The 681-nt window shown below is 57.7% G+C and carries 2 protein-coding genes; both read right to left on the bottom strand.

From position 1 onward, the window contains the following. Positions 1-460, bottom strand: a 460-nt coding sequence (locus AC1RPQ_RS07725; RefSeq protein WP_481762218.1) for a hypothetical protein, incomplete at its 3' end; no start/stop codon positions are given. After that, positions 460-681, bottom strand: a 222-nt coding sequence (locus tag AC1RPQ_RS07730) for a hypothetical protein (RefSeq protein ID WP_481762219.1), incomplete at its 5' end; no start/stop codon positions are given. The genes AC1RPQ_RS07730 and AC1RPQ_RS07725, both read right to left, overlap by 1 nt.

Genomic DNA, 681 nt, shown 5'->3' on the forward strand with positions numbered 1-681 from the left:
ATACTGTCCCGTCCGAGGCCAGCAGCTCCCAAACCACAAAGCCACCACTAGGGTCCATGTTGCCCGGGAACGTGAAGACGGTAGTGCCTATCGCAGCGTTACCGGCCTCAATGGTGTCCACCAGATCGGTATACGCCTCTGGGTTCTCTGTAACGTATGGGACAAACGACGGGTCTTGGGCCGTGATCGCGACGGACACGACTAGAACGCGCGCATTCGTCGTGAGCGTTAGGTTGAGGCCATAGCTCACGCCATTCTGGCCGCCCACCGTCAGGATCATGGCCTTGGGGTTCGTTACCGCCGATTGAAGAGTAGCGGTCAGCGGCGTAGGTGTCACGGGCTGAACGGCACCGACCACTAGGTTCATCAACGTTTCATCTTGAAGCAGGAGCGGCGTCAAATCCACGTTGATGCTGGTGTCCGTCTCCGGCACCTTAAAAAAGACATAACGACCGTCCATTATTCCTCCAAGCCTGCGAGGCGCTGGGCCGCACCCAAAATCGTGGGCTGGAGGTAAGTACTCGGACTGCCTCCCTGACGATTCTGCCCGACGCCTATCTCTCCAGTGTTCTCACTAGGGTCCAGCTCTGGCAGTTCAGCCTGACTGTCCATAGCGTATTCATCAGAGGCCCGGCCGTTGTTTTCTTCCATTGAAGATGCGGCAAGGCGGCTGAGTAGGCT

This window comes from Dellaglioa sp. CoH-57-MRSF-21 (assembly GCF_056781915.1).